Consider the following 20,712-nt stretch of genomic DNA (forward strand, 5'->3'; position numbering starts at 1 on the left):
GCCGGCGCAATAAGTGATTTAGGCCTCAGACCACCGCTAGAACGTCACCTTCTCCAAAGGTGCGCGTCCCGCCTCGAACTCCTTCAGCTTCGCTTCGCGTTCCGCGATGTAATTGCGGTTGTCGGGCACGGCGAACTGATTCTTGGTGATCTGGAGCTGCATGATGAAGAGTTCATCCCAGCGGAAGCCCATTTCGGAGCCAGCCAGATAGAACTCCCACATGCGGAAGAACTTCTCGTCGTAGAGCGCGACGGCATCGGCCTTGCGCGCCACGAAGCGGTTGCGCCAGTGCCTTAGCGTATAGGCATAGTGCATCGGCAGGGTCTCGGCATCCCGTGTGAGCAGACCGGCCTTTTCCAGCGGCGGCGTGGTTTCGCCGATGGACGGGATGTAGCCGCCGGGGAAGATGTACTTCTCGATGAAGGCGTTGGTGGCGAAGCTCGGCTTCGGGCGGGCAATGGAGTGCAACAGCATGACGCCGTTGTCATCCAGCAGCTCCGAAACCTTGCGGAAGAACTTGCCGTAATCGCCGATGCCGACATGCTCGAACATGCCGACCGAGACGATTCGGTCGAACTTCTTGCCGGTCATATAGCGATAGTCCTGCAGCTCGAAGCGGACGCGATCGGAGAGGCCACGCTTGGCTGCCCGCTCGCGCGATACTTTCAGCTGTTCCTCGCTGAGCGTGATGCCGGTTACGTCGAGGCCGGGATAGGCTTCGGCGAGATACATGGCCATGCCGCCCCAACCGGAGCCGATCTCCAGCACCTTCTGCCCCGGTTCGACCAGCAGCTTGGCAGCGATGTGACGCTTCTTGGCCACCTGCGCTTCATAGAGGCTGATACCAGGCGGATTGAAGTAGGCGCAGGAATATTGCCAGTCTTCATCGAGGAAGAGATCGAACAGCTTTGCCGACAGATCGTAGTGATGCGCAACATTGTACTTGTTGCGGTTGATCGGCGAGCGGCTCTTGATCTGCTGCCAGGCGATGCGGCCGATCAACAGCGCCGCCATACGGAAATCGAAGATCTCATTTGTGGTATTCTGCTTCACCATTGAGAGGAATTCGTAAATATCCCCCTGCTCGAGGATGAAGCGGCCTTCCATGTACATTTCGCCGAGCTTGAGCGTTGGATCGCGCGCGATGGCATCCTCTGCCTGTTGATCGGCAAACCGGACGGCAACCGTCTCTCCGGTTCCATCGCCGACCACATGGGTCTCGCCGGATGCGAGCGTAAGCCTGAGTGAACCTTTACGGATGATTTTCTGGACGAGAGAAAAAAGTGTGGACGCCATGGACGCCTCGAATGTTATGACATGACATTAAGGCAACTTTAACGCCTCACAGCATTGTGGCAAGCTCACCTTTCCACAGTCGTTGGCACTCCGGCAACAACGCTGCCAGAGTGTGACATTCTTGCACGAAGTTCCGCTAAGTCCTTATTTTCGTTTGAGTGCGTCGGCCAAGGCGGCCCCGAAACTACCCTGCTGTTCGGCCTTCGGATGGCCATTTCCCCTAACGCCAGCGTTGCGCACACCACCCTGCTCGCGCGTGTCCCGTCCGGATGGGGCCGCCACAGTGCTGCCATCTTTGCGCATGGAAAGGCCGATTCGCTTACGCTTCGCGTCGACTTCGACGACCCTGACCTTGACCACATCGCCGGCTTTCACGACCTCATGCGGGTCCTTGACGAAGCGGTCAGCCAGCTGCGAGACATGTACCAAACCGTCCTGATGGACGCCAATATCGACGAAGGCGCCGAAAGCAGCGACATTGGTTACCGTCCCCTCCAGCAGCATTCCAGGCTTGAGATCGCTGATCTCGTTGACGCCTTCGGCAAAGGTCGCGGTCTTGAAGCTCGGGCGCGGATCGCGGCCGGGCTTTTCCAGCTCGGCGATGATGTCGCGCACGGTCGGCAGACCGAACTTGTCGTCGATGAACTGCCTGGGATCGACGGCCTTCAGCGTTACTGTATCACCCATCAGCGTGCGCAGGTCGCGGCCGCAGGCGGCAACGATCTTCTTGGCGACACCGTAGGCTTCGGGGTGCACCGAGGAAGCATCGAGTGGTTCCTTGCCATTCGGGATGCGCAGGAAGCCGGCGCATTGCTCGAAGGTGCGCTGGCCGAGACGGGCGACCTTCAAAAGATCGCGCCGCGTCTCGAACGCGCCTTCGCCATCGCGATGCCTAACGATCGCCTCGGCGATCGACGGCCCGAGGCCGGAGACGCGGGCAAGCAGCGGTGCGGAGGCCGTGTTCAGGTCGACACCGACGGCATTCACCGCGTCTTCGACCACGGCATCCAGCGAGCGGGACAGCTTCTGCTGGTCGACATCGTGCTGGTACTGGCCGACGCCGATCGACTTCGGCTCGATCTTCACAAGTTCCGCCAGCGGATCCTGCAGGCGGCGGGCGATGGAAACGGCGCCGCGCAGCGAAACATCGAGGCCGGGGAATTCCAATGCGGCCGTTTCCGAGGCGGAATAGACCGATGCGCCGGCTTCGGAGACGATGACCTTGGTCGGCTTCGGCGCCGGCAGCTCGGCGAGCATGTCGGCCACCAGCTTTTCGGTTTCGCGGCTGCCCGTGCCGTTGCCGATCGCGATCAGCTCGACCTTGTGTTTGCGGATGAGTGCCGCCAGCGCCGCCTGCGTGCCGCGCACATCGTTCTTCGGCGGGAAGGGATAGACCGTGGTGGTTTCCAGGAGCTTGCCGGTGCCATCGACCACGGCAACCTTGACGCCGGTGCGGATGCCCGGGTCGAGGCCCATGGTGGCGCGCGAACCGGCGGGTGCGGCGAGCAGCAGATCCTTCAGATTGCGGGCGAAGACATGGATCGCTTCTTCCTCCGCCCTCTCCCGCAACTCGCGCATCAAATCGAGCGACAGCGACATCGAAAGCTTCACACGCCAGGTCCAGCTCGCGACCTCCGTCAGCCAGCGGTCACCCGGCCGGCTTGCGCCGATATCATAGGCCGCAGTGACCATGCGCTCGACCGGCTTGTTTGGCGAGACGGCATCGGTATCGACTTCGATATTCAGCGTCAGCACTTCTTCGTTCCAGCCGCGCAGCATAGCGAGCGCGCGATGCCCGGGAGCCGTCGCCCAGCGTTCCTGGTGCTCGAAATAGTCCGAGAACTTGGCGCCGGCCTCCTGCTTGCCGTCGACGACGGCGGCCTTCAGCGTGGCACTGGTCTTCATGTAATTGCGCAGCTTGCCGAGCAGATCGGCGTTTTCGGCAATACCTTCGGCGATGATATCGCGCGCGCCTTCCAGCGCCGTCTTCACGTCAGCAACATCGGCCGTGATGAAGCCTTCGGCAAGCACGGCGGGCTCCTTCGAACGATCGGCGAGGATGGTATCGGCCAAGGGTCCGAGGCCACGCTCCCTGGCGATCTCGGCACGCGTGCGGCGCTTCGGCTTATAGGGCAGATAGAGGTCTTCCAGCTCGGACTTGGTGGCAACGGTCGCGACCTTGGCCATCAGCTCATCGGTCATCTTGCCCTGGCCGGTGATGGATTCGATGATGGCGGCGCGGCGCGCTTCCAGCTCGCGCAGATAGACCAGACGCTCCGACAGCGTGCGAAGCTGCGTATCGTCGAGGCCGCCGGTTACTTCCTTGCGGTAGCGGGCGATGAAGGGCACGGTCGCGCCTTCGTCCAAGAGCTCGATGGCGGCCTTGGCCTGATCCGGGCGGGAGTTGATCTCGGCGGCAATGGTAGCGGCAAGGGAACGGATATCGGCGGCCATGTGTCTCTCTGAACTGGACAATCGTAAAGGGGACCATAAGCACGATCCCATGGACATAAGAAGCGGTTTTCGACGCGGATCATGTCGATCCGGCAGATGAGAGGCGACCTCGCGTCCAAACCGCATTCCGCTTTAGCGATAGAAAAAGGCGTTGCAATGTTGCCAGGCAAACCTCCACAGGATTTGACGCTTGACCTTTGGCCCAACCCCGCTTAACCGCGCAAAGGGACGCAACGAAAGGGCAAGCCATGAGAGTTCTGTTGATCGGATCGGGCGGACGCGAACACGCACTGGCCTGGAAACTGGCGCAATCGCCTCTCATGACGGAATTCTATGCGGCGCCCGGCAATCCCGGCATTGCCGAGCATGCGACGCTTGCGGCGATCGATATCGACAACCATGACGCCGTCGTCGCTTTCTGCAAGGAGAAGGCCATCGATTTCGTCGTGGTCGGCCCGGAAGCGCCGCTCGTCGCCGGTATTGCCGACAGGCTGCGCGCCGCCGGCATCGCCGTCTTCGGTCCTTCCGCCGCGGCCGCCCAACTCGAGGGGTCCAAGGGCTTTACCAAGGATATCTGCGCCCGCTACGATATTCCAACCGGCGCCTACCAGCGCTTCAACAATGCGCCGAAGGCGAAAGCCTATATCCGCGCTCAGGGCGCGCCGATCGTCGTCAAGGCGGATGGTCTTGCAGCCGGCAAGGGCGTCACCGTCGCGATGACGGTCGACGAGGCGCTGGCCGCAATCGACGATTGCTTCGAAGGCGCATTCGGCGAGGCCGGCGCGGAGGTGGTAATCGAAGCCTATCTCGACGGCGAAGAGGCAAGCTTCTTCTGCCTTAGCGATGGCAAGCATGCGCTGGCGCTGGCAACAGCGCAGGATCACAAGCGCGTCGGCGACGGCGATACCGGCCCGAACACCGGCGGCATGGGCGCTTATTCCCCTGCTCCCGTCATGACCCCGGACATGGTCGAGCGCACGATGAAGGAGATCATCGAGCCGACGATGCGCGGCATGGCGGAAAGCGGCCATGCCTTCAGCGGCGTGTTCTTTGCCGGACTGATGATTACCGCCAAGGGGCCGGAGCTCATCGAATACAATGTCCGCTTCGGCGATCCCGAATGCCAGGTGCTGATGATGCGGCTGAAGAGTGATCTGCTGCCGCTGCTCCTTGCCTGCGCCAACGGCACGCTGGATCAGGTGACGGCCGAATGGAGCGACGATCCCGCGCTGACCGTCGTCATGGCCTCGAAAGGCTATCCGGGCGCCTACGCCAAGAACACGCCGATCACGGCGCTGCCGGCCTGCGGCGAAGGCGAAAAAGTGTTCCATGCCGGCACAGGCCTGAAGGACGGCGCGCTGGTTGCGAACGGCGGACGCGTGTTGAACATCACGGCAACCGGCAAGTCGGTGGGCGAAGCAAAAGAAAGAGCTTACGCCCTGGCAGGCAAGGTAAAGTGGGATAACGGCTTCTATCGCAATGATATCGGCTGGCGTGCGGTGGAGCGCGAAAAGTAAACATCACTGCGGCTCTACAATCGCAAGTCCATTAAATTTTTACCTAATCTCCTGACGGGATGGAAATAAAGCTACACTAATGTCTTCGTCACTATAGGCGGAGTTCCTGGTTATGCGTTCCTTCTTTCTGACCTTGGCATGCGTACTGGCCGGCGGCTCCGCCATGGCCTCGTCGATCCAGCCGATCGACGGCACGATGATCGGCGGCAGGGGCAGCATTGTCGACAAGAGCTGCGCCGACTGCCCTCCCCTCAAGCCGCCGGTTACGGAAAAGGAATATACCGTACCCACACTGAAGGCAGGCACTCAATCGATCGTCGTGCGCAACGTTGACGGCGAGAAGAAAGTATTGCGTACCGAGGCATGGATGGGCGGCTCACCCGTGGTGTTCGTGAGCAAACCGACGCCGGAGGCTCTTGCCGCGGCGGGTGAACCAGCCGACGGCATCGACATGGCGGCGAAGACGGCAGCCCTGCCGGATGGCGCGGCAGCACATCAGCCAACTCCCCTCGACCTCTCGGGCTTTCAACTTCGCCAGTAATCGGCATCCATCATGCTTTCCCTCTACTTGCTTCGGGGGATCATGAAGGCTTAAGCACGCCTCTACATATCAATAATATTCGAAAATTCTAAATATTGATCGGTATAACTCCATATAAACTCAAGTTATTCGTGAGTTTAAATAAATATTATTTATAATCGCAAAGCATATCGCCGGTTACATATCTAGCACATATGCAACCAACCCACTAAAATTAAAGATTTTTTAGACATAAGCGGTGATTTTATTGCTCACCGGACAGCAGCATGTCATTCGAGCGGCGGCAAGCGTATTGAGGATCTCTCAGGCGATCGCACAGGCGGTAGGATACCGCACCGGTATTCATTTACCTGTGGGGGATACCATGAAGAATCTCAAGATTGCGCATCAATTATTTGCCCTGCTCGGCGTCCTGATGGCTGCCTTTGCGGTGGCGACCTATTTCCAGATACGGTCCCAGGCCGATTCCATTTACGACGATCGCTTCGACATGCTGCGTACGCAGGTCGAATCCGGCATCTCCGTTTTAAACCAATATTATCAGCGCGAAAAATCCGGCGAGATGACGCATGAGGCCGCCCAGGCCGAGGCCTTCAAGGTCTTGTCGCATGTAAGCTTCACGCCGTCAGGCTATTTCTTCGGCTTCGACTACAACGTCATCCAGCGCATTCACCCGAGCCCGGTCAACATCGGCAAGGACATGTCGGGCCAAGTCGACAAGAACGGCACCCATTTCAGCAAGGAAATGGTGGAAAAGGCCATCAAGGGCGGCGGCCGCACCATCTATTACTGGAACAAGCCCGGTCACCCCGACAGCGACTTCTTCCTGAAGGGCAGCTATTCGGCCGCCTTCGCACCCTGGCAGCTCGTTCTGGGATGCGGTGTCTATATGGATGACCTGCAGGAGCAGATCAATGCCACCATGTGGCGCGCCCTGCTGATCTGCGGCATCGTCTTTCTGGTCGGTATCGGTGCCGCCTTCTACTTCATCCGCGGCATCACGAAGCCGCTCAGCGATGTCCATGCTGCCTTGAAGGCCGTGGCCGATGAAGACGTGAAGACCGCCATCCCTCATACCGAGATGCACAACGAAATCGGCCTGATGGCCAAGGCGACCCAGTCGCTGCAGGAAAAGATCCGCGAACGCCACGCCCTTTCGGATCGCCAGGCAGCACAGGAACTCGAAATCAGCAACGAGCGTGAGCAGAACCTGCGCCAGCAGCAGGACGAGGCGCGCGAACAGGCCCGCGTCGTCTCCGTCATCGGCAAATCGCTTGAGGATCTCGCCAGCGGCGACCTCACGGTGCGTTGCGGCGATCTCGGCGCCGGCTATGCCGGCCTTCGCAACAACTTCAACGAGGCGCTGTCGCATCTCGAAGCCGCTATGGGTCGCGTCAATGCCAAGGGCAATGACATCGGCCTCAGCAAGGAAGAGATCCGCCGCGCCTCCAACGAGCTGTCGCAGCGCACCGAGCGCCAGGCCGCCAGCCTGGAAGAAACCTCGGCAGCGCTCGACGAGCTCACCGTCGCCGTTCGCCAGACGGCGGAAGGTGCCGACGAAGCCAGCAAGCGCGTTCATGCCGTCAGCGCCGAAGCATCGCGCAGCGATGCGGTGGTTGCCCAGGCAATCGAAGCGATGAGCGGCATCGAGAAATCATCGTCGGAGATCGGCAAGATCATCGGCGTCATCGACGAGATCGCCTTCCAGACCAACCTCCTGGCGCTCAATGCCGGCGTCGAAGCAGCGCGAGCCGGCGAATCCGGAAAGGGCTTTGCCGTCGTCGCCCAGGAAGTGCGCGAACTGGCTCAGCGTTCCGCGGCAGCCGCCAAGGAGATCAAGGACCAGATCGCCCGCTCCTCCGGCCAGGTCGACCAAGGCGTCCGCCTCGTCGGCGAGGCAGGCGAAGCGCTGAAGCGCATCTCCGACCAGATCAAGGCCGCCAACGAAATCGTCTCGAAGATCGCCCACAGCGCCTCCGAGCAGGATACGACGCTGCGCTCGATCTCGTCCTCGATGAACCAGCTCGACGCCGCCACGCAGCAGAACGCCGCCATGGCCGAAGAGACCACCGCATCGGCCGAGACGCTCGCCGCCGACACGGAAGATCTTCTCGCGCTGATCCGCGGCTTCCGCGTCAACGACGGCCATCCAGCGGTGGATCACCGTCGTCGCGCCGCCTGAGCGGCATAGGATAGAAACAGGAAACCGCCGGGCTCGCGTCCGGCGGTTTTCTTTTGAGCTGCGATTGCCTGCTTCAGTCTGCCGATTTCAGACGCTCGACCAGCCTGTCGATCTCGCGGTCGGAGTAAACCTCGATACCCGCCTGCTTGAGCAGCGCCGCTGTGACGCCTCGGCCATTCTGTCGGCGGCCGGAAAATGAGCCATCATAGATGAAGCCGGAGCCGCAGGACGGGCTACCGTCGATCAGGAGCGCATAGCGACAGCCGGTCTCCCTTGCCAGCGCCAGCGCGTTTTCCGCCGCCTGACGAAATTCCGCCGTAACGTCGCCGCCGGTGATCTCCATCACCCTTGCGGTGCCGGCAAGCACGTCCTCTCCGGTGGCATCGCCAGCAATCTCGGCCGGCGGCCTGGGAACAACCATGCCCGCAGACATTTCCGGACAGATCGTCACCAACCGCCCCTCCTCGCGCCAGCGGTCGATCGCCGGATGGACAAGCGGCTTGGAACGGCCGTCGTAGCGGACGGCATGGCCCATGAGGCAGGCGCTGACGAGGATCTTTCCGGTCATCGCGCCTCCATGTCTTATCCCGCAATCTTCGAGAAGTCGGCAACGGTGCCGGTTGCCTCGCGGATCAGGCGCAGCAGCGCCAGACGATTGGCGCGGATGGCGGCGTCCTCATCATTGACGAGCACATCCTCGAAGAAGCGGTCGACCGGCGCGCGCAGCTTGGAAAGTGCTGCCATGGCCGAGCGGAAGTCTTCCTTGGCGATCGCATCGGAAGCTTCGGCGGAGGCAGCCTTGACGGCGGTGAAGAGATCCTTTTCCGCATCGAGCTTGAGAAGAGCTTCCGAAACGCCGTCGGCGACGACGGTGCCCTTCTTCTCTTCGGCTGCCAGAAGCTGGGTGGCGCGCTTGGTGCCGGCAAGCAGATTCTTGCCGTCTTCGGAGGTGATGAAAGCCGTCAGCGCCTCGACGCGGCGGGCGACCATCAGCAGGTCGTCTGCCTCCGGCGTCAGCACGGCGTCGATCAGGTCATGGCGGGCGCCGAGATCGCGCAGATAGACCTTGAGGCGATCGTGGAAGAAGGCGAGCAGATCGGCATCCCTCGTGGTCGCAAGCAGCGGCAGGCGCACGCCGCGCTCCAGGAGAATGCGGACGACGCCAAGCGCGGCACGGCGCAGCGCATAAGGATCCTTCGAGCCTGTCGGCTTTTCGTCGATCGCCCAGAAGCCGACGAGCGTGTCCAGCTTGTCGGCGAGCGCGACCGTGATCGCAACCTTGTCCTCGGGAACGCGGTCGGAAGGCCCCTGCGGCTTGTAGTGATCTTCGATCGCGGTTGCGACGGAGGCGTTCTCGCCCTGCAACGATGCGTATTTGCGGCCCATCACGCCCTGCAGCTCTGGGAATTCGCCAACGGCTTCGGTGCGTAGGTCGGCCTTCGCGAGCACGACGGCACGGTCGACCAAAGCGGCATCGGCGCCAGTGATCTTGGCGAGGTCGGCGGCAAGCGCCCGGATGCGGGCGACACGCTCGCCCTGGCTGCCGAGCTTGGCATGGAAGGTGACGTTCAACGCGTCGAGCTTGGCCATGCGCTGATCGAGCGGCTTCTTCAGATCGAGGCCAAACTTTTTGGCGGAGGTTTCCAGCGTTTCGAGATCGGGCAGATCGCCCTGGTCGCGCTTCCAGAAGTGCAGCGCGTCGGACAGGCGGGCGCGCACGACCTTGCCGTTACCGTGGATGATTTCCTTGCCGCCATCCGTCGCCTGGATGTTGGCGACGAGAATGAAGCGGTTGGACAAGGCACCCTCCCCTTGAGGGGGAGGGTCGGCACGCAGTGCCGGGGTGGGGTGATTTTGTTGAGACGTGAGATCACCCCCACCCGCAGCTTCGCTACGACCTCCCCCCTCAAGGGGGAGGTGCGAGCCTTGCGGGCGCGTGACGAAACACTTCTGATTGGTCTTGATGGTCAGGCGGATGATTTCCGACGGGATCGACAGATAGTCTTCCTCGAAGGAGCCCATCAGCACTTGCGGCCACTCGACGAGTCCGGAGACTTCCTCCAGCAGGCCTTCGTCCTCGACCAGTTCCAGGCCGTTGGCGAAAGCGACATCGCGGGCATCGTGCAGAATGATGTCCTTGCGGCGCTCCGCGTCCAGAACGACATAGGCCTTTTCCAGGCTCGAGGCATAGTCCTCGAAGCGCTTGACCGTGATGGCTTCGGGCGCATGGAAGCGATGACCGTAGGTCACGTTCGAGGCGACGATGCCGTCGATCTCGAAGGGGATCACGGCGGTCTCTTCATGCTCGGTGCCGAAGGTGCAGACGATCGACTGCAGGGGGCGCACCCAGCGCAGCGAGCCGGGCTTCACCGATGCCTTGCCCCAGCGCATGGATTTCGCCCAGGGGAAGTTTCTTATGATATCGGGCATGACCGCAGCGACAATTTCCTCCGCGGCGCGGCCGGGCTTGGAAATGATCGCAACATAGAAATCACCCTTCTTGGGGTCGCTTTGCACCTGCGCCTCGGAAATGGAGGAGAGGCCGGCGCCACGCAGGAAGCCTTCGATCGCCTTCTCGTTGGCATCGGTGCGCGGCCCTTTGCGTTCCTCGCGCACATCGGCCGAGCGCGCCGTCAGGCCGCGAATATCGAGCGTGAGGCGCCGCGGCGTCCAATATTCCCTGGCCCCCTCATAGGAAAGACCCGCTTCGACCAGGGCATCGGTCACCAGCTTCTTCAGATCGCCGGCAGCCTTGCGCTGCATACGGGCGGGAATTTCCTCGGAGCGGAGTTCGAGAAGGAGATCGGGCATGTCAAGGTTCCTCACCCTCCCCTTGAGAGAGAGGGTCGGCACGGTGTGCCGGAGTGGGGTGAAAACGGTCGGCCTCTGCTAGCAAAATTTGCCGCTGCTGCACAATGGCAAATATCGTATCCAGAACAGCCTCGATCTCATCCATGACCTCCGCATTCCAGAATCGGGCAACATGGTAGCCTTGGCTTTGAAGATAGGCCGTTCTCTCGGCATCGTAACGCCTCGCCGCGTTTTCCGCATGCTGGCTGCCGTCGAGCTCGATAATCAGGCCGATCTGATGACAGGCGAAATCAGCGAAATAGCGCCCGATTGGGACTTGGCGTCGAAAATGCGTCCCTTCGATCGGGATGCGCCATAAATGCTTCCAGAGCTTGGCTTCCGCATCAGTCGCATCGGCGCGCAGACGCCGGCTGTTGGCGATTTTGAAGCGATCGAGCTTGGAGGGAGTTTTGGGCACAAGAATCTCCGTGTTGCTGAAACGGCGAAATCAATAAACCGCGATATACACCCTCCCCTTGAGGGGGAGGGTCGGCCAAAGGCCGGGGTGGGGTGACCGCCGCAACCTCCGCAGCCAGACAACAGTCACCCCCACCCGCCGCTCCGCGGCGACCTCCCCCCTCAAAGGGGAGGTGTTTGACTACCAGCCGCCGCCGCCGCCTCCGCCTCCTCCGCCGCCGGAGGAACCGCCACCGCCGCCGCCTCCACCGCCGAAGGCGGAGGAGGAACTCGATACGGGCGCGGGAATGGTCGAGGCGATGGTGGATGCCATGGAGGAGGAGAAGTCGCCGATGGTGCCGCCGATATTGCCCGGACGGAAATCGCCGGAATACCAGATCGGCGCGTAAGCCGCGGCGGCGGCACCCGCGGCCGTAGCGAGCCAGGTCTCGAAGGCGGTAGACCAAGGCTTTTCCACGCCGAGCGCCACCGCATAGGGCAACAGCTTCTCGAAATGCTGCGGCGACATCTGCGGCGCGCCCTGCATGTTCATCCGGTCGCGTTCGGCGAGCGTCAGATATTGCCTGAGGCCGGCGATGCCATCCATCATCTTGCGCCCGAGCGGCGTCGGGGCGCCCATGATGAAAAAGAAGACGACGTTGAGCGCGAAAATGCCGACAATGCCGGCCACCAGCGGCAGCAGACCCGCCTCCCATAGCGGCACGACGGCGGCGGCAAAGCCGTTGACGATGGCGGATACCAGGACGAAGCCGAAGAATGCACAGATCAGAACGGAAATAATGCGCTGGCCGAGACCGGCATTATGGCGCCGGAACCTCCGGCCGATGATGCTGGTAAAGATCGTCACGAAGATCGACAGGAAGCCGGGCATGAGGATCAGCGGCACCACATTTTCATGCAGGCGGCCGAAGATGATGATGGAAGCCAGGATCAGGATGGACAACGCGATGCCGCCGATGACGTAAAGCGAATTGGCCTTGTAATATTCGCCGCGATGGTCGCGCTCGATCGCGCTGCGGAACTTCGCACCCAGCCGCTGCACCGCCTCGCCGTTTTCCTTGTCGATGACGAGCGGAGAGAATGGTCCGACGGCTTGCATGAGCACCTTGTCGCCGCCACCGAGATCGCTTCCCGCCTTGCCCGAGGGGCGGATGACCACTTTTCCCTTCAGGTCGTCCAGAATGACATAGCCGCGCACGGCAAGATCGATCGCCGTTGCGGAGAATGCTGTCCAGCTGGAACTGGCGAAGCCCTTGTTGTCGATATAGTTGACCAGCGCGGGCGAAATGCCTTCGGGCGGATCCCAGCGCGGGACCATGACGCCCGCCGGAGGATCGCGGCCGACGGCGATCCAGCTGCGCATGTAATAGGCAAACAGCAGGATCAGCCCGCCGATGGCAATGATCGTATCGAGATGATCCCGGAGGAACCAGCCCCATTGCTGGCTGCCACTCGGCGGTGTGATTGCGCCCTTCGCGAGCTTGATGGCGATCGTCAGGCCCTCGCCCGGTGCGAGCGACCTGGTCGTGACGAAGATTGCGGTATTGCCCTGCGCGATAGCGCTCGCATTCTTGCCGGTGGCGCCGAGCGGCCCGGTGAAGAAGGCAAGCTGCTGCGGCTGCACGCCATCCGGCAGCGTGACCGTCGCCTTGGCACTGACGATCGGGAACAGCCAACCATTGCCCGTCACGTTCCAATAGAGCTCGTCGTGATCGCCAAAATAGCGCATCTGGCGATTGGTGTCGTAGGTGAGACGGAAGGTATGCAGGCCAGGACTGAGGCTTCTGTCGGCGTTGCCGATATAGATGCGCTCGCCGCCCTTGATGCGCTCGCTGTGCCAATCCTCCGGCTGCCCGTCGCGCTCGACGGACACGACCTTGAAGTCCACCTCGATCTCGCGACCGCTGGCATCGGTCATCGTCAGCGGGAAATCCCGGAAGATGCCGCGGCGGATGTTTTGGCCCTCTGCATTGACGGAGATCGTCTCGACGACCCGCATGGAGCCGTCACGATTGAGGTCGATCGCCTGATCGAAGCTGGTGATGAGCTCGGCCGCCGTGACAGCCGTTGCGCAAAGCAGCAGGCACAGAGCCAGGAAGAACCCGCAAAGCCGTGTCATCACTCCCCCAAAGGATAACCGCGGCGCCGATGCCGGCGCCGCTTCACGTCAGGAATAGTTCCGCGCTCAGCCTCCCTTGAGATGGAGGAGCGTCAGTCTTCGTAGGCAACCCCCAACGAAGCCAGCACGTTCCAGTAGGACGGGAATGTCTTGGCGACGCAATCGGGGTCGAGAATGGTGATGCCGCCGATCTTGAGGCCGGCAAGGGCAAAGCTCATGGCGATGCGGTGATCGGCGAAGCTGTCGATCTCCGCCGGCAGCACCTTGCCGGCGAGGCTCGGATCAGATGCCACGATCAGATCGTCACCCTCTTCCGTGCCGAGGTTCGGAACGATGCGCGACAGGCCGCTCGACAGGGCGCGGATACGGTCGCATTCCTTGACGCGCAGGTTCTCGATGCCAACGAACCGAACAGGCGTCTCATTGAAGGCGGCAAGGACGGCGAGCGTTGGGATGGCGTCCTGCATCTGCGAACCGTCGATGACGGCGGGCAGGTGCGGGAACTGCGAAATCAGGTCATAGGCTTTCGCATCCGGCTGCGAGAACTGTTCCGCCGGCGTGCCGAGATCGATCTTGCCACCGCTCAGCACTTCGGCTGCCCAGAGATAGGTCGCGGCGGAGGCATCCGGCTCGATCAGGAAATCGGCCGCATGATAGCCTGTCGGCTCCACCCGCCAGGCAACCGGGCTCACGCGCTCCACTTTTGCGCCGAACGCGCGCATGGCTGCAACCGTCAGATCGATGTAGCCGAGAGCGCCGATATGCTCGCCGAGCAATTCGATATCGACAGCGCGGTCGCCGCCTGCCGCCATCATCAGTAGCGCCGAAACATATTGGCTCGACAGGCCGCCATCGATCTGTATGCGGCTTGCCTCGAAGCGACCGGTGCCGTTGATCGTCACAGGCGGGCAGCCGGTTTCGGTGGAAGCATCGATGCCGAGCGAACGGAGCGCGTCGACCAGGGGGCCGATCGGCCGCTTGCGCATATGCGCGTCGCCATCGACAATGACCTTGCCGTCGACGAGTGCAGCAGCAGCCGTCAGGAAGCGCGTCGCCGTGCCGGCATTGCCGAGAAAAAGCGGAGCTGCCGGCGCCTGCAGCTTGCCGCTGCCGGTCACGATGAACGTGGTGTCGTCTGGCTCGTCGATGACAACGCCCATGGCGCGCAGCGCTTCGGCCATATAACGGGTGTCGTCGCTCTTCAGCGCGCCGGTCAGCCGGCTCGTGCCCTTGGCAAGGCCTGCAAGCAGCAGCGCGCGGTTGGTGATCGACTTCGATCCCGGCGGCATGGCGCGTCCAGTCAAAGGCTTGCCGGGCGGGATAATCGTAAGTTTGGCTCTACCCATCATCATTCTCTTTGGTCAGTCAGGAAGGCGGCCGATGGCCTGCGGTCGGCATCCTTTACCGCCTCGCATGAAAAACCGATAGCGGAAATCTCAGAACTTTACCGTCGGAACGGCACGATCCGCTTCGTTGGTGATCTCAAAATAGGCCTTCTTGGCAAAGCCGAAAGGACCGGCGATGAGGTTATTCGGGAAGCTCTCGACCTTGACGTTCAGATCGCGCGCAGCGCCATTGTAATAGCGACGGGACATCTGAATTTCACCTTCCACGCCTTCCAGCGAGCGCTGCAATTCGAGGAAGTTGGTATTGGCCTTGAGATCGGGATAGGCTTCGGCAAGCGCGATCACGCGGCCCAGCGCCTGCGACAACAAGCCCTCCGCCTGGCCGCGGGCCGCGACGTCCCCCGCCGGCACCGCCTGCGCCTTGTTGCGCAGCTCCACAACCTCTTCCAAGGTCTGGCGCTCATGGCCGGCATAGCCTTTGACCGTTTCGACCAGATTGGGAATGAGATCGGCGCGGCGCTTCAACTGCACGTCGATGCCGGACCACGCCTCTTCCGCGACTTGTCGCGCGCGAACAAGCCCGTTGTAGATGAAGACGACATAGAGTGCGGCCAGCACTATGATCGCTAGAAGAATAAACATCTCGAATCCCCTGGGCGACTGCAACCGCAAGGACACTAGGCAGATTTGCCGGCAATGTCACCCGGCTTTAGCGATGACGCCAGCCCGAGACTGCACCGATGCAGCCCAATCCCGGAGATCGCCGCTCAAAGTTGCGCGGAAATATATGGCACAAGCTGTGATCCACGGCGGAGCGCATACGTAATGCGCTCCGGGACATTTCCGCCTCAAGCGGCCTGCTGGTTCCAGTTGATGCCGCCGGCATCGGTCAGCAGGAAAGCCTCGCCGCAGGCTTTGGCCAGCGTGCGCACGCGCAGGATGTAGCTCTGGCGTTCCGTCACCGAGATGACGCCGCGGGCATCGAGCAGGTTGAAGACGTGGCTCGCCTTGATGCACTGGTCGTAGGCCGGGAAGACGCACTTGTGCAGGCGCTGGTTTTCGCTGTCGCCGGGCGCACCGGCTGCCAGCAATGCCTGGCATTCCTTCTCGGCATCGATGAAATGGCGATGCAGCATCTCGGTATTGGCATATTCGAAATTATGCCGGGAATATTCCTGCTCGGCCTGGAGGAAGACGTCGCCATAGGTGATCTTGTCTTCGCCTTCGAGGCCGTTGAAATTCAAGTCATAGACGCTATCGACGCCCTGTACATAGGTGGCAAGGCGCTCGAGACCATAGGTCAGCTCGCCGGCAACAGGCGCGCATTCGATGCCGCAGACCTGTTGGAAATAGGTGAACTGCGAGACTTCCATGCCGTCGCACCAGCATTCCCAGCCGAGACCCCATGCGCCGAGCGTCGGGCTTTCCCAATCGTCCTCGACGAAACGGATATCATGCAGAAGCGGATCGAGGCCGATCGCCTTCAGCGAGCCGAGATAGAGTTCCTGCAGGTTCGGCGGATTGGGCTTCAGGATGACCTGATACTGATAATAGTGCTGCAAGCGGTTCGGGTTCTCGCCGTAGCGACCGTCGGACGGGCGGCGGGACGGTTGGACATAGGCAGCCCGCCAAGGCTTCGGACCCAGCGAACGCAGCGTGGTCGCCGGATGGAATGTGCCGGCGCCGACTTCCATGTCGTAAGGCTGCAGAACCGCGCAACCCTTGTCGGCCCAGTAATTGTGCAGCGTCAGGATCAGCGCCTGAAAGGAGCGCTTCGGGTTCATGTGGTCGGGCACGTTGGCAGTCATGGGAACTGATTTCTTCCGCTAGCGAATGGACTGGCGGACAGGTGCCACGGCGAGGCGAATGGGTCAAGTTTTTACTCTGCCGAGTTTGAGCGCATCGCCCGTACGCAAGCCCACAGTCTTTAGACGAATGGATTGATAATCATCAATTGCTTCTCAACCACCAAGCCGTTGTGCAAATCTTCCGAATAAAACCGCTCGCAACCCGCCTCAATCGCCGCTGCAACCATCGTCGCATCATAGAAAGAAAGCTGGTAGCGTTGAGCAAGGCGCAGTCCCGTCAACGTGATCTTCTCATTTACCGGAACTATGATTGCGGCGACTGCCACTATAGCCTCGATTGCCTCATGGATGTCCTCCCATGGCATTCTCAACTTCTTGCGCCCGACATTGGCGAACTCGTTCAGCGCTTGCGCGCTGATAGCGAATGGCTGCGCCAGCAGCGATTGTGCCTTTTCGGCCTGTTCTTCCGCCGTAAGAGCATAGAGAAGAACATTCGTGTCGAGAAAATCCAAAACAGGCGGCATCAGCGGGAATTTGCGTCTTCGCGGTCAAACTTCCAATCTTCAGGGAGTTTGAGCTTGAACGATCTGATCTTTTCCAAGGCTTTCTGTCGCCTGTCGTCGCGCTCGATCTCGAAGGCGTTTCCAGTGCCGACACGCACGACGATATCGTCGCCCTCCTTCAGATCGAGCGCATCCACAACCGCAGAAGGAATGCGGATGGCTAAACTGTTCCCCCACTTTGCAACCTGCATGAAACGCTCCAATGATATACACTAGATAAAGTATATCAAAAACCCGCGAACGCAGCAATTCGACCTATTCATCCTCGCGTTTCACATGATACTCGCCGGTCTTCGGATCCTTGACCAAGGTTCCCATGGCGCCGGTGCGGCGTTCCGTTTCGGCACGGCGAGACTTTTCGGCGAGCTTCTGGGCATCGCGCACGAAGCGTCGATAAAGCAACCAGATGCCGCCGACAGCGATGATGAAGAAGATGGTCTGGGGCATTACCCAGCACTCCCGATTACAATCCGTACCGGCTCCACAATGCCCTTTCCTCTGCCGCCTCCGCAAGCCCGGATGCAAGCCCAGCGCCAAGACCGTCCATGCCGCCAAGCGAAATGCCCGGAGCCTTGCGGCCGAAAAGGCTGCGCGGTGCAGTAATCAACATCGGCTTGACCTTATCGCCGAAGCGCTTCCTCAATTCCTGACGCATGTCGCCGAGGCCATCGATCAAACCAAGCTCCAGCCCGCGACTGCCGGTCCAGAAGAGGCCGGAGAACACTGTTTCATCCGCCGAGAGCTTTCCTGTGCGACGCTCGAGCACCATGTCGATGAAGACCTTGTGGATCTCGAGCTGCAGACTTTTCAGATATTCGATGTCCTTTTCCTTCTCCGGCTTGAAGGGATCGAGGATCACCTTGTTATCGCCGGCGGTATAGACGCGGCGCTCGACGCCGATCTTCTTCAACAGTTCCGGGAAACCGAAGCCGCCCGAGACGACTCCAATGGAACCGACAATGGAGGTGGCGTCGGCGATGATCTCATCGCCTGCCAGTGCGATCATATAGCCACCGGATGCTGCGACATCCTCGACGAAGACCAGGACCTTCTTGTTTTTCTCGACGGCCAAATCGCGGATACGATTGTAGATCATCCGCGATTGCACCGGAGAGCCACCCGGCGAATTGACGATAATGGCGACAGCAGGCACCGTCTTCATGCCGAAGGCTTTTTCAAGCGCCTGGGATGAGCCTGCAAGGTTCAGCGATTGCCGCAGGGGACCACCACCGGACGAGATGACGCCGCTCAAACGGACGACGGGGACGATCACCTCCTCCTTGCGGAAGCGCTTCGGAAGCATGCGTCTCAAGAACCCAACCATTCGTCATCCCTGAATCATGATGTTTGCTGCCCCGTGATGTATGCACGGAAACGGCAAACGCAACATTGCGGGCAGTATTTCGCGAAGAGATTCATCGAAGCGATGCGCTATCGGCGCGGATAAGCGGCGCGGCCATTGTTCAGATCGTCGACGAAATCGGAGAATTTATGCGTTCCCTCGCCGTGCATGATGAGCGGCGCACGCAGCGCCAGCCTCGCCCTTGATCCCTTTATTCCCGTCACCAGAATGCGCACCGCACTCTCGCCTTCACGCGGATGGATCGGCGTGATCTCGATACCGCCGAAACGCCGGCCACAGGCGGCGATGATCTCGCCGACGGATTCGGGTCGGGCTATGAGCGACAGCTGACCGCCGGGGATCATGATCGCGCCTGCCGTGCGGATCCATTTCTCGAACAGTCCGTCCGTCATGGCATGCGCCTCCGCCTTCAAGGCATCGGGCGTCAGCCGGTCGCTGGCATCGTTGAAGGGCGGGTTCATGATGACGTGGTGGAAGCTATCGTCGATAAGGCCTGCCTCGTTGCGATCCTTGCCGGTCAGCGTCACATCGGCGTCGATAACGGAGACGCGGTTAGCAAACCGCGCATTTTCCGGCAACACAAGGCTCTTGCGCGCGAACTCGGCCATGTCGAACGAGCGCTCGAACAGCACGACTACCGCGCGGTCGAGCCTCGACGCCACGGCCATTCCGGCTGCGCCTGCGCCTGCGCCGAGATCCGCCACCCGGATCGCGCGCTCATCTGCGACGAGTGCCGCCAGCAGCATGGCATCCATGCCGGAGCGGTGCCCCCTGCCCTTCGGCTGCACGACATGGAAGGCGCCGCGGTGGAAGGCATCGACGGTTTCGGAGGGTTTGCCGGTCATGGGCAACCTCAGCCGCGTGCCGGGCGCAGCTCGTCGCCGAGACCGGCATCGACGAGGATCCGCCGTGCCTGATCGGCGCGCTCTTCCTCGACCAGAAACCGGCGCGGCAACATGCCGAGCGAGCCTTCCAGAATGCTCATCGCCTGATCCGCGACAAAGCAATGAATCCCCGCATCCTTCATCAGGCTCTCGGCAAAAGAGAGAAGGACGGGATCATTTGTGCGGATCAGCTCGTGCATAAGCCCTAGAATTCCTGTCAAATTTACGCGACGAGACAATTCGCCTCTTGCCGCCTCTTTCGCCCCTTCTTATTGTGCTTTGCAGAAAATGAACAGGAGTCCGGATCGTTGGGCGTCGTGATACCGCTGGAAGAAAGCAAGAATAAACTGGCATCCATCAAGCCACTGGTGGATCTGACCAAGGCGGACATGGAACGCGTCAATCAGCTCATCCTGTCCAAGGCCGGTTCCGATGTGCAGATGATCCCCGAGGTTGCGGAGCATCTCATCTCGTCTGGCGGCAAGCGTTTGCGGCCGATGCTGACCATCGCGTCTGCCGCGCTCTACGGCTATCAGGGCGACAATCACATCAAGCTCGCGACCTCGGTCGAATTCCTGCATACGGCCACGCTGCTGCATGACGACGTGGTCGATGAAAGCGATCTGCGTCGCGGCAAGTCTACGGCCCGCATGATCTGGGGCAACCAGGCGAGCGTGCTGGTCGGCGACTTCCTGCTCGGTCAGGCCTTTCGCATGATGGTGGAAGTCGGCTCGATCGAGGCGCTCGACGTGCTCTCTTCGGCCGCCTGCGTCATCGCCGAAGGCGAAGTCCTGCAGCTCTCCGTTTCCAAGAACATGGAGACGACGGAAGACGATTATCTCTCGGTCATCCGCGCCAAGACCGCCGCGCTTTTCGCCGCTGCGGCCGAAGTCGGCCCGATCGTCGCCAATGCCGGCAAGGCGGAGCGCAATGCGCTGAAATCCTACGGCACCAATCTCGGCCTCGCCTTCCAGCTTGTCGATGATGCGCTCGACTATGGCGGCAAGGCTGCCGATCTCGGCAAGAATGTCGGCGACGATTTCCGCGAGGGCAAGATCACGCTTCCGGTAATCCTCGCCTATCGCCGTGGCACCGAAAAGGAACGCGCCTTCTGGCGTGACGCCATCGAAACCGGCAACAACAGCGACGAAAATCTCGAAAAGGCTCTTGGCCTGATCACGAAATATGGCGCGCTGGCCGACACAATTGCCCGTGCCGTGCACTACGGCACCATCGCGCGCGACGCTCTGGCGCCCCTGCCGGAAACGCCCTGGAAATCGGCACTTCTCGAAGTGATCGATTTCTGCATCGAACGCGTTAATTGATAGCGGCGACCCGAATTTGTTGCAGGGCCGCTTCAAAAAAGCCATCC

The 20,712-nt window shown here is 61.1% G+C and carries 19 protein-coding genes; 4 read left to right on the forward strand and 15 right to left on the reverse strand.

The window, feature by feature from the left end:
- Window positions 1–36 precede the first annotated feature (36 nt).
- Together AC13Q5_RS05560 and AC13Q5_RS05565 are read right to left on the reverse strand one after the other, a co-directional pair.
- Window positions 37–1,296 (reverse strand): cyclopropane fatty acid synthase, encoded by a 1,260-nt coding sequence (locus AC13Q5_RS05560; protein WP_488501053.1) that lies wholly within the window; start codon window positions 1,294–1,296, stop codon window positions 37–39.
- Window positions 1,297–1,440: 144 nt separating this feature from the next.
- Complete coding sequence (locus AC13Q5_RS05565; RefSeq protein ID WP_488501054.1) at window positions 1,441–3,750, reverse strand: Tex family protein; 2,310 nt, start codon at window positions 3,748–3,750, stop codon at window positions 1,441–1,443.
- A gap of 248 nt (window positions 3,751–3,998) precedes the next feature.
- Here AC13Q5_RS05565 and purD point away from each other — a divergent pair, with 248 nt between their 5' ends.
- The 3 genes from purD (at window position 3,999) to AC13Q5_RS05580 (ending at window position 7,990) form a co-directional block, all read left to right on the forward strand.
- Window positions 3,999–5,267 (forward strand): phosphoribosylamine--glycine ligase, encoded by a 1,269-nt coding sequence (purD, locus tag AC13Q5_RS05570; protein ID WP_488501055.1) that lies wholly within the window; start codon window positions 3,999–4,001, stop codon window positions 5,265–5,267.
- Window positions 5,268–5,379: 112 nt separating this feature from the next.
- Complete coding sequence (locus AC13Q5_RS05575; RefSeq protein ID WP_075855590.1) at window positions 5,380–5,808, forward strand: plant virulence effector HPE1-like domain-containing protein; 429 nt, start codon at window positions 5,380–5,382, stop codon at window positions 5,806–5,808.
- Window positions 5,809–6,172: 364 nt separating this feature from the next.
- Window positions 6,173–7,990, forward strand: coding sequence for a methyl-accepting chemotaxis protein (locus tag AC13Q5_RS05580; protein WP_488501056.1), 1,818 nt, complete (start codon window positions 6,173–6,175; stop codon window positions 7,988–7,990).
- Window positions 7,991–8,063: 73 nt separating this feature from the next.
- Here AC13Q5_RS05580 and AC13Q5_RS05585 read toward each other — a convergent pair whose 3' ends face one another.
- The 13 genes from AC13Q5_RS05585 to AC13Q5_RS05645 all read right to left on the reverse strand — a co-directional run bounded on the left by AC13Q5_RS05585 (window position 8,064) and on the right by AC13Q5_RS05645 (window position 19,540).
- Window positions 8,064–8,558, reverse strand: coding sequence for a 2-thiouracil desulfurase family protein (locus AC13Q5_RS05585; RefSeq protein ID WP_075855592.1), 495 nt, complete (start codon window positions 8,556–8,558; stop codon window positions 8,064–8,066).
- A gap of 14 nt (window positions 8,559–8,572) precedes the next feature.
- Window positions 8,573–10,801: a glycine--tRNA ligase subunit beta gene (gene glyS, locus AC13Q5_RS05590; RefSeq protein WP_488501057.1), complete on the reverse strand. Its 2,229-nt coding sequence runs from the start codon at window positions 10,799–10,801 to the stop codon at window positions 8,573–8,575.
- 1 nt (window position 10,802) lies between these two features.
- Complete coding sequence (locus AC13Q5_RS05595; protein ID WP_457878161.1) at window positions 10,803–11,258, reverse strand: endonuclease domain-containing protein; 456 nt, start codon at window positions 11,256–11,258, stop codon at window positions 10,803–10,805.
- A gap of 180 nt (window positions 11,259–11,438) precedes the next feature.
- Window positions 11,439–13,379, reverse strand: coding sequence for a DUF2207 domain-containing protein (locus tag AC13Q5_RS05600; protein WP_488501058.1), 1,941 nt, complete (start codon window positions 13,377–13,379; stop codon window positions 11,439–11,441).
- Between the two features lie 89 nt (window positions 13,380–13,468).
- Window positions 13,469–14,725 (reverse strand): 3-phosphoshikimate 1-carboxyvinyltransferase, encoded by a 1,257-nt coding sequence (locus AC13Q5_RS05605; protein WP_488501171.1) that lies wholly within the window; start codon window positions 14,723–14,725, stop codon window positions 13,469–13,471.
- Between the two features lie 87 nt (window positions 14,726–14,812).
- Entirely contained in the window at window positions 14,813–15,364 is a 552-nt protein-coding gene (locus tag AC13Q5_RS05610) for a LemA family protein (RefSeq protein WP_488501059.1), read from the reverse strand.
- Between the two features lie 206 nt (window positions 15,365–15,570).
- Window positions 15,571–16,530, reverse strand: a complete 960-nt coding sequence (locus AC13Q5_RS05615; protein WP_015338989.1) for a glycine--tRNA ligase subunit alpha — start codon at window positions 16,528–16,530, stop codon at window positions 15,571–15,573.
- A 119-nt stretch (window positions 16,531–16,649) separates the two neighbouring features.
- Window positions 16,650–17,054, reverse strand: coding sequence for a PIN domain-containing protein (locus tag AC13Q5_RS05620; protein ID WP_075855598.1), 405 nt, complete (start codon window positions 17,052–17,054; stop codon window positions 16,650–16,652).
- A complete protein-coding gene (locus tag AC13Q5_RS05625; RefSeq protein ID WP_075855599.1) occupies window positions 17,054–17,284 on the reverse strand; it encodes an AbrB/MazE/SpoVT family DNA-binding domain-containing protein in 231 nt (76 codons plus the stop codon). Before AC13Q5_RS05625 ends, AC13Q5_RS05620 begins: the two co-directional genes overlap by 1 nt.
- 64 nt (window positions 17,285–17,348) lie before the next feature.
- Complete coding sequence (locus AC13Q5_RS05630) at window positions 17,349–17,540, reverse strand: hypothetical protein (protein ID WP_075855600.1); 192 nt, start codon at window positions 17,538–17,540, stop codon at window positions 17,349–17,351.
- Window positions 17,541–17,556: 16 nt separating this feature from the next.
- Window positions 17,557–18,417 carry a S49 family peptidase gene (locus AC13Q5_RS05635; protein WP_488501060.1) on the reverse strand — a complete coding sequence of 287 codons (861 nt, stop codon included), beginning with the start codon at window positions 18,415–18,417 and terminating at the stop codon, window positions 17,557–17,559.
- Window positions 18,418–18,524: 107 nt separating this feature from the next.
- On the reverse strand, window positions 18,525–19,301 hold the full coding sequence (locus AC13Q5_RS05640) for a tRNA1(Val) (adenine(37)-N6)-methyltransferase (protein WP_488501061.1): 777 nt from the start codon (window positions 19,299–19,301) through the stop codon (window positions 18,525–18,527).
- A gap of 8 nt (window positions 19,302–19,309) precedes the next feature.
- Window positions 19,310–19,540, reverse strand: a complete 231-nt coding sequence (locus AC13Q5_RS05645; protein WP_075855603.1) for a putative signal transducing protein — start codon at window positions 19,538–19,540, stop codon at window positions 19,310–19,312.
- Between the two features lie 108 nt (window positions 19,541–19,648).
- Between AC13Q5_RS05645 and AC13Q5_RS05650 the strand changes: the two genes are divergently transcribed.
- Window positions 19,649–20,665: a polyprenyl synthetase family protein gene (locus AC13Q5_RS05650; RefSeq protein ID WP_457878166.1), complete on the forward strand. Its 1,017-nt coding sequence runs from the start codon at window positions 19,649–19,651 to the stop codon at window positions 20,663–20,665.
- Window positions 20,666–20,712 lie beyond the last annotated feature (47 nt).

It is taken from the genome of Martinezella sp. CNPSo 3964 (genome assembly GCF_057784375.1).